The 9,310-nt window shown below is 35.7% G+C and carries 7 protein-coding genes and 1 CRISPR repeat array; of the genes, 1 reads left to right on the top strand and 6 read right to left on the bottom strand.

Annotation, left to right across the window (positions count from 1 at the left end; all coding sequences use genetic code 11):
• Positions 1-202 precede the first annotated feature (202 nt).
• Positions 203-412 carry a hypothetical protein gene (locus VB691_RS23880; RefSeq protein WP_323294032.1) on the top strand — a complete coding sequence of 70 codons (210 nt, stop codon included), beginning with the start codon at positions 203-205 and terminating at the stop codon, positions 410-412.
• 376 nt (positions 413-788) lie between these two features.
• On the opposite strand, the gene VB691_RS23885 is transcribed toward VB691_RS23880, so the two are convergent.
• The 6 genes from VB691_RS23885 to VB691_RS23910 form a co-directional block, all read right to left on the bottom strand.
• Positions 789-1,571 carry a hypothetical protein gene (locus VB691_RS23885; protein WP_323294033.1) on the bottom strand — a complete coding sequence of 261 codons (783 nt, stop codon included), beginning with the start codon at positions 1,569-1,571 and terminating at the stop codon, positions 789-791.
• A gap of 82 nt (positions 1,572-1,653) precedes the next feature.
• Complete coding sequence (locus tag VB691_RS23890) at positions 1,654-3,396, bottom strand: RAMP superfamily CRISPR-associated protein (RefSeq protein WP_323294034.1); 1,743 nt, start codon at positions 3,394-3,396, stop codon at positions 1,654-1,656.
• A gap of 3 nt (positions 3,397-3,399) precedes the next feature.
• A complete protein-coding gene (locus VB691_RS23895; protein WP_323294035.1) occupies positions 3,400-3,861 on the bottom strand; it encodes a hypothetical protein in 462 nt (153 codons plus the stop codon).
• Positions 3,862-4,054: 193 nt separating this feature from the next.
• Complete coding sequence (locus VB691_RS23900) at positions 4,055-4,906, bottom strand: RAMP superfamily CRISPR-associated protein (RefSeq protein ID WP_323294036.1); 852 nt, start codon at positions 4,904-4,906, stop codon at positions 4,055-4,057.
• 47 nt (positions 4,907-4,953) lie between these two features.
• A complete protein-coding gene (locus VB691_RS23905) occupies positions 4,954-6,084 on the bottom strand; it encodes a type III-B CRISPR module-associated Cmr3 family protein (RefSeq protein WP_323294037.1) in 1,131 nt (376 codons plus the stop codon).
• Positions 6,081-7,850 carry a Cas10/Cmr2 second palm domain-containing protein gene (locus tag VB691_RS23910; protein ID WP_323294038.1) on the bottom strand — a complete coding sequence of 590 codons (1,770 nt, stop codon included), beginning with the start codon at positions 7,848-7,850 and terminating at the stop codon, positions 6,081-6,083. Before VB691_RS23910 ends, VB691_RS23905 begins: the two co-directional genes overlap by 4 nt.
• Positions 7,851-8,040: 190 nt before the next feature.
• Positions 8,041-9,291: direct repeats of the CRISPR family, unit length 36 nt; unit sequence GTTTCCAACTATTCCTATTTAACCCAATAGGTAGGG.
• Positions 9,292-9,310: the final 19 nt, after the last annotated feature.

A 9,310-nucleotide genomic window follows, 5' to 3' on the forward strand; every position in this document is an offset into this window, starting at 1 on the left:
AAGTTTCATGGCAATAAGAACATAAGAACTTAAAGGTTCGGGTGTGGATCTCTCGCTCATGCGCTCTGACAGTGTACTCGTTTACGTGGACTTTCTTGCTTGGCATGGTCAATATGTTAGGGATGACAATAGTATTTCTTAGTTTATAGTTTTCCCACTACCAAGGTTAAAATCAAAGAAAATAACGGGGAAAATTACTGAGATGAAATTCAATCGAAGATTAGCCCAAAATAGAAGACAAACCATTGTTGCTATTTGGAAACAATCTTTAACGAAACTGTTAGATTATTATGAAGCAACGAGAGGCGAATTTAAGCAATTCTTCCCTAAGCTCTTTATTTTTTTTGTTTCTCTCAATATTAGTTGCTATTGGTTGGCTCTGTTAACAGCTTATCCCAAGAATCTCCTTTGAGATGAAAAATTACACTATTTTTTGATTCAATTTTAAGTCGGCTTCCTCTGAGCTTTATTTGACAGCCTTTCTTTTTTTGTCACGGTTTTTATCGTCAAACGAGCTTTGAAGACTACATCGACGACCAGTTACTTAGCTTATTTAAGTGTTGATATTATTATTGCGATTTTAGCGACTTGGTGGGTGTTATTTTTTTTCTTTCTCAGGTTGGTTTGTGCTATCTTTGACTTTTAGCTAAGACCCTGCGAAAATGATGGCTTACATGGTTGATTTTGTCTCCATAAGTACCATCATAAGCTTTTTTGAAGTATGGTTATAATAACTTTGTAATGAACTAAAATATAGATAACTGCTTTGAAACTAGGTTAAAAGTTCACTAAGCTAATGCCTTAAGAATATAAGCTGAATCTATCACATAACCCATCAAAGAAACTTGGGTATTCGCAATAGCATAATAAGAAATATTTGATTGATTTCTAAATTCATTAATAGCACTATACTGTTTATTACAATAAATAACAAGTGCTGATTGAGTAGGTAACTTTTGAACAATTTTATCCAGATTCAATTTTACAATATCCTCAGAACAATTGGGTAAATTAGTAAAATCTAAAATAACGATAGATTGAGACAAATTTTGAGAGTCAATTTTTGTTTCAAAACTAATTCTAAACTTCAGGTTCTTATAAATTTCATAAGCATCGGGAGGATTGCTAGAGCTATTATTACTAGGAAGTAAATAAACTAACTTAGCTTGGTCAAGAATTGCCTCTTTATTCAAGACTCTCTCAACTAAATCGAGTCGATTTTCAACAGTATCAGCTAACCTAACATCGATTTCTTTATCAACAATTTTTTCTAATCTTCTCTTGAGATTTTTCGTGATTTCATCAGTTGCCTCTTTTAAGTTATTTTTATAGATAGACCTAGCGGAGAAAACTAAAATCCCCAATAAACTACCAACAATGGTAATTGTCCATTTTATTGTATCAACAAAAGATTGAAAAGATTTAGCGAGTTGTTGATTAGCCTCTTGTAAAAAATCAATCTGTTTCAGGAGTAAATCTAGCTCAGGAGCGGATGGCACAGAAGAGTTAGGAACAGGAACATTAGGAGAAGGCAAGTTAGGAGGAGAAACTTGGGCAAGAATAGAACTCATTTTTTCTCCTAAGTCATAAAAATTAAAATAATCCATTGTAAAATTGTAAACCTTATAAAACTAAAAGATATTAAGAAAAAAATCAAGAAAACTTTTTCCCCCAAGTCCACTTCAGTCCTTTATTTTCAAGTGCCTTGATAAAAGGAATTAACTGAGATGTCTCTTTTCCTTCTTTAGACATTCTAACCCAAGGATCATTTTTTGGAGAATCGTCACCAATAAAAATTGTCATGATTTCTAAATATTGAGTGCCATTAATGGGTAGCATTCGATGCCAAACATAACTAACAGAAGTAGGAGATTTATCTCCCTCTTTTCTTCCTCCAATAGCAGGGGTTGTTTTAAAATTTTCGTCATGAAATAAATCAATCGCTTGTGAAGTAGAAACGATTTGACTATAGACAGACAATCTTTTAGGATTCCATGCTTCTTTATCGGGTTTATCAGGAGAACTTTTAGAGTTATCAGGTTTTAAATATTGCTGACAAAATTGATGTAAATCTAGCAAAAAAGTCTTTAATTCTTCTACTGATTTAGGGATAATTAATTCAGGTTCACTATCAAGACATTTCCAATGACAGCCAATAGCTCGTTCCTTATAGTTTGATTTAAAAAGAGGATGGTAAACCCTACGCCATGATTTTCCAAATCCTCCCATAATATAAGCAAATTTAACCACCCATTCTAATAACTTTTGCTCTTGAGGAGGTGCATCTAAATAAAGAATCCCTTTTGTTTGGTAAATTTGGGTTTTTTCTTTCCCATGATTTTGTTGGTCATCTAAGGATTTACTCTCCCAATAAATTTGAAAATTCCCTGAACCTTTAGAAGATCCAAATAGAGAATTAATATTATCCTTAATAGTCTTCTCTTTTTGACAAACACCAGATAAGAGTCGTCTCGTATGTCCTCGTAACGTAGCTTTAAATAAATTAGGGCGAAATTCTGGGACTCCATTTCGGAGTTGAGAACTCACGCCATTGCCCTCCAATAAAAGCCACAAACTAGATTGATTTTGAGGATTACCAGATAATCCATATCCGGTACTGGTTTTCCCTCCTAACCCTTGACGTAATGCTCTTTTTAGTAATCCCTCAATATTTTTCCATTCATCTAAACCAAGAGGGTAAATACTACTTAATTCAAAAATTAAAGTTGGCTGATATAGACTAATTGAAGCAATAGCAGTTGTCTTAAATTTACCATTAACCTGCTTTTCCTGTTGAGGATGAACAACATCAGTAATTCGATAACAAGGGGATTGATTCTGGGTTAAAGAATTAGAGTTTTTAAGGAAAGTTCCCGCCCAATCTCCAATAGGATATGCCCCATGAAAACGGAGACTTCCTTGAGTATCAGGACTCCCACAATACTCTTTAACTTTAGCCACTAATTCCTGACTAATCTGCTGCGAACGGGTTAATCGTTCAAATAATCCTTTAATACTACTCCCAGGAATAAAAGGAATCCCTTTGTTATTAATAAGAGGACGAATAATACTATCTTGTCCACAATCACTAATGACTCGAAAAAAAAAAGGATAACTTTGAAATCGATAAATATGTCCGTCTAACCCTAGTGGGGGAAGTTCTATTTGATGACTGGGTTGATGGGTATTCGGATTAGGATTAATCCACTCTTTTAACCATCGCTCTAAGTGAGTATTATCTCTTGCGTATTGTAAACTACAGCGTCCACCTATTTGGGCGCGGTACATCATAGGAATCCTTTCTGGATCTGTCTCTGGAAACTCATCTATTGTAGGAACTTCAATGTCTTCCCCTTTCTCCTGATAAGCTTTTTGAAGTGCTTTCGCCATAATCATAATTTAGTCCCCCTTATTGGTTAATTTAGGAATCTTATAACGTTGTGTCCACCAGACTAACGCCTCACATAATTGTGTTAAAACCATTAAAGCTACTCGACGATCTTCAATAGTCATCTTCCAGATTTTCTTGGACATTTCTTTAATTTTTTCCGTTGCTTTTTTGTCATCGTTTAATGGAATTGGATCATGCGGAAGAATAATATTTCCCGATTCTAAAATCTTTTGAAGTGTCTGCCAAACATCTTGCCAATAATCCCCCTTTTCGTGATTCTTTGTGTCTCGTTTTAACCGTAGATGTTCTCCCCAAAATCTTTCTAAACCATAAGCCACTGCCATTCTCATTTTATGGGATTCATTGAGAACGTTCTCTGAATTTCGATATTTTAAGACTAATTCTTGGGCATAATGATCTAGATGGTAAGGTTGCCAGCTATCAATTTTTGAAGAAGGATTATTACTCATAAGTTATGACTGTTAATTTGAGTTTTGATTGTTGATTGTAGCAGTTTATGATTCGTAGGATGGGTTAGACGCTGCAACGATTTTGAGGGAAAACTAATAAGTTGTAGGGCGCATCATAACTCACCATGTTAAAGATTGTAGCTCCGACATACATTTTCTACTAAGATGTCGGGAGAGCCTTAAAGTGTTAGTTTTACACGACAGGTTTAGTAGAACCAGAAAGACAAGATTTAAGATGAACTTCTGTTCGTCCAAATCCAATGGATTCTAAGCCTCCAAAATATAATTCTTTCCCTGATTTTATTTCATGAGCCTTAATAAAATTCTCCCATTGTATCGGTTTTTGTTCAAAGGTTTTTCGTAAAGCCAGAGGAAAGATTAGAACTGTTCCCTCTGGTAAGGCTTCTACATCAAAAAATGCGCCTTTCTTGGCTTTTTTCTGATTCGGTTCTAAGGAAACCCTACTTTGGCGATAAAGTGCCATATCATGAATCATTGAAATTTCATTATCGTCAACAACTAACAATAAATACGACTCAGATTCTCTAACTTCTGAGGGGATAAAATTCTTGAGTTTTTCCTCTTCTTTTTTCAAAGGTAAAAACCCTAAATTAAAAAAGAGAATATCACTAGATTTCTTCCCACAATAACTATAAGGTTCAATGTATTCGACTTGTCTTGTTTGAGGTTGAGTCAGTTTTTGATATCGCTTCAATAAGGAAGGACTCGATACCCGAACAATAGGTTGATTAGGACAAAAAACAGGAATCCACACAATAGACGCATATTCAAATTTAACCAGTCCTTCACTGGTACTATCGGGTTCTCCTGGGATAGCTTCTTGACCATACCAATGACCATGATCTTTACTTTCTCCTCGTAAATCAGCGCGGAATCGTCCTCTTAGAGAACTCCCTGGAATAATCCCCGTTTGGGTAAATTGATCTCGAAAAATTAAGTTGAGATTTCCGTTTTCTTCATTGGCACTTGCCCCCACATGAAGAGGGGCTAATGTTTCAATAATTCCGTAAGCTTTTTGATACATTTTCGTGATAAATTAGTTAAGGTTTTCGTGATACATTTAGTTAAAGTTTACGTCAAAAGTGGCAGAGCTAATCCACATCCCCATCGTTTTAATGAAGGGCCTTCCTTGGGAAACCAAGATTCTGGCCATTCTTGCCAGGATTGGTTTAAGGATTGATTCAAGACATATACTGTCCCTGCTGGAACCGCATAACGTCCTCTTGAAAGCCTTTTGATGTTGGTTTGTTCAGGATCATTGCTATTTCCTAAACGATAACGAAATGGTTGGGGTCGCTTGGTGTAAATACTTTTGATTTCCCATACTTTTTTTGAGTTGTTTTCTGAGTCTAATTGTTGAGCTTGTTGAGCATCTTTTTGATTTAATTCTATGGGTTCTCGATAGGATAAACGGTTTGACCCCCAAACCCCAGGGGTGATTAAAGCAAATTGATTTTGGATCTTCTCTTGTAATAAGGTTTGACGGTCTTCATTAAGAGGAATACAGCTAACATCTACTATGTGTCCTTCTCCTCCAAATCTATACCATTTTGAGGCTTGGTTTTCTGCCATATTAGATTCTAATTCCAGATTAGATAAATAGACTAAACAAGTATCTGGTTCCATCTGAACGGCATTTTCTAGAAATAAAGAACCTGGATCATTTTCTTGATTATTTATTCTTTTTACTCTCCGTTCATTAGGTTCTAATTTTGGATGGAGATGAGGGCAAAATTCCCAAGGAGACTTTTCTACTTTGATGGGAGTTTTCCAATTAGCGATCGCTATCCATGTTTTTTCTTCATTCTTTTTTAATTGTCTATCTTGCTTGGTTTTCATCCAACTGTTGTTGGCATCATTATAAACCAATTTATCATCAACTGTATCCTCATCTAAGACGTAAGTAAATGGGGTAGGAACATAAAAGTTTTGGTGTAACTTGGGGTCGTCTACTTGACTAAAAACTTGGTCTATTTTCCCCCAAAATGGGCCGGCTAAACGGAGTTTTTGAATAGCTTCATTTCCTAAACTGGCAGCAAATAATCCAGAGACTGTAGCAGCACTGGGAGGAAATTTTTCTCTTGAAAGACCGACTAAGTTTTCGGGAGAGAGAAATCCCCCCGCACTGCCATAAAGAAGTCCCAAGGGTTCGATAATAATTAAATAGTTAAAAGCGGGATTCATTGCTACTGTTTTGCTCATGATTTACGATTTAAGTAAAATCCTATTTTGGCGAGATTGATGACCCATTGAGTGAACACTTGCTCGAACTTTTGTTGATTAAATGTTTGGTTATTTTCTAAGAACTTTTCTTGTTCTCCGAAAATCCCGCTAAAAGGTAAAATATCATCTTGATGCTGATAATTCCACCATTTATTCCTATTTTCTAATAATTCTTGTATTGGAGTCCCAAAATAAATATTAATTAGAGCGAGAGCTAATTTCATGGGTTGTTTGGTGAAAGCATGACGACTTTCTAGGGTGATGACATCCCGATAAAAGTGGTTCCAATTTTGACCTTGATCTCTGTCTCGATACTTTTGAAAAAGTTGTTCTTCAAGTAACCACCAAGGGCAAATCCATTGGAGAGTATTTCCATTATTAAAAAGTAAACGAATGGCTAAACGATCCTTACCATTTTTTTTAGCAGATTGTTCTGTTTCTCGACAATGTTGTAGAATATCCCGTTGGGGAACTTGGGAACTGGCCCAAACAAATCCGACACTGGGGGTTATTGGTTTATATTGGTTTTGATTCCAAACTCTTGTTTTGAAATGAGAGAAAAACTCCAGGTATTCTTGTCCACTGATTTGACGAGGTTCACGATGTTCTTGTTTACTATTGGCATCGTAAATAATTCCGAGAAAATCATCTCCACCTGCATAAATAATTCGACCACTGGGTAAGTATTTCTGAGGATTTCTTTGTAAGTTTAAACCCCATTCTCTCATTAATTTACTAAATTCTGTTTTTTCTTGTTCTTCTTTATTTTTCAAGTAGTTACTTACGTTGTCTCCATCCCCTAGAAACCACCCCGTTTTGAAGATTTCTTGATGACGATTTAATTCACTAAAAGAATGAGGATCTAAATCTTCTGCTATTTGCAGCAAATCTTCTTTACTCGAATTTTCTAATTGTTCAGGTAAATTTTCAATTAAGTCTTTGACAATGACTTTATGGGTAATCAGACGTTTAATTAATTCGGGAATGCTTAATTGTTCTCTTGGGTCGATAAATGAGGCTCCATATTCTTTGATTTTAGCCTGTTTATCTTCTTCACCTAATTGAGCTAATTTTTGGCTTAATGAAGGAATTGCTTCGACAAAAGATTCTCCCAACTTCTGGCTTAATTGTTCATAGAATTGGCGAATGGTTTCCTTTTCAATTTCATAACTGTAGTTACGAGTATCTCCCATTTTACCTAAATTGGGGTAGGCAATTGAATCACTACCGGAAAGGGTGGAACTTTCTCCTTGCCAGTTTATTGCTGTCCACTGGCGATTCGGTTTTCTTTTAAAGAGTGTATCAAGGGCTTCATCTAAGCATTGTTTAGGGTCTAATTCTTCTGTTTTTGTTTCATTTTGCGCCCAAAAAAATTCCCAAGCATAATGAGTCCATAATTTCCAATCTCTTTGCCAATATTGATATTCCCATCCTTCTACATTATTAATTATCCATTGATAACAACTCTTGACTATCAATTCCCATCCTTGGCTAAAGGCTGCTTTTGCTTTTTCTTGTGAAAAATTTCCACTAATGATAATGAGATTGGGTAAACCTTGAGTTACATTAATTCGGGCAGGTGAGATTACTGAACAATTTTCTTCTGTGTTGGCTGCTTGACAAATTCCCCAAGATAAAAAAGAAAGAATATAAGAACTTCCGTATAAATCTCTTAATTTTCTTGATTTTTCAATAAAGTCTTGAATTGGTGCAAAGGTAACAACTGTGTAGCAAGGATTAGTCATTGAGATCTGAAAAATCTCCGTGAAACAGCAAGTTTCACATAATTATATCCCAGATTAGGTTTTAAAAACGAGCTTTTAATTCTTTTTTTATGATTTAGCAGGTTTTTCCTAAAATATTTATGTTTCTTTCACATTTTCACTCTAATTTAACATGAAAGCTCTCCTTACTAGAAGTAGGGAAAGCGTTCATGTTTCCAACTATTCCTATTTAACCCAATAGGTAGGGAAGGTTTATTTATGAATAAGACCCTAGCAAAAACAGTATTAATGGTTTCCAACTATTCCTATTCAACCCAATAGGTAGGGATAAGACTAGCTTCAGGTTGGTTGTCCCGATAGGAAACACTTCTATGTTTCCAACTATTCCTATTCAACCCAATAGGTAGGGTAAACAAAGCTGTAGACCAGGATAGCAACATTCAGTTAACCCTGTTTCCAACTATTCCTATTCAACCCAATAGATAGGGGAATCTGTAAAGAACTTTATCCCTTCTTTACAAAATTACAAATTGTTTCCAACTATTCCTATTCAACCCAATAGGTAGGGTAGGGCGTTACAAAATACGATGCTCCAGGAGTTCAGCAAGGTGAATGGGTTTCCAACTATTCCTATTCAACCCAATAGGTAGGGAATACGGTTCGGCTTGGTTGAAACGGGAAATTTCCGAAGATGTGTTTCCAACTATTCCTATTCAACCCAATAGGTAGGGTTCTCGATACAAGCAATTGAGTATAACGGAGCAAGTTCTCTTGTTTCCAACTATTCCTATTTAACCCAATAGGTAGGGAATTTTCAAACAGTTGTTTTTGAAATTCTCCCTGAATTGTTTCCAACTATTCCTATTTAACCCAATAGGTAGGGACCAAATTCTTGTCAGGTACAAAAACCTGACAACCACGTTTCCAACTATTCCTATTTAACCCAATAGGTAGGGTTTTAAAAATTTTCAAAGCCGCTTGCACCACTTCGCGTTTCCAACTATTCCTATTTAACCCAATAGGTAGGGCCCTTGCCTTAGTCTCCATGGGCATTGGGATGGTTGTTTCCAACTATTCCTATTTAACCCAATAGGTAGGGTCAAAGTGACAACTCAATAACTCAAGTAAAGCTTAATGTTTCCAACTATTCCTATTTAACCCAATAGGTAGGGAGACCTTACTTTTTGCAAAAAAACCATGATTAACGTTTCCAACTATTCCTATTTAACCCAATAGGTAGGGCCCAGAACCCGATTCCAACACTGCTCTTTTTTTGTTGTTTCCAACTATTCCTATTTAACCCAATAGGTAGGGTCCTTTGGGTAGCTTTATTAGTTACCCAATTTTTTAATCATGAGTTTCCAACTATTCCTATTTAACCCAATAGGTAGGGTGAAAAATCCTCTACCCGCCCCCGTGATTTAGGGTTTCCAACTATTCCTATTTAACCCAATAGGTAGGGAGTTCGTCTGACGAGCCAG

The sequence above is a fragment of the Crocosphaera sp. XPORK-15E genome, from assembly GCF_034931425.1.
Lineage (GTDB): Bacteria > Cyanobacteriota > Cyanobacteriia > Cyanobacteriales > Microcystaceae > UHCC-0190.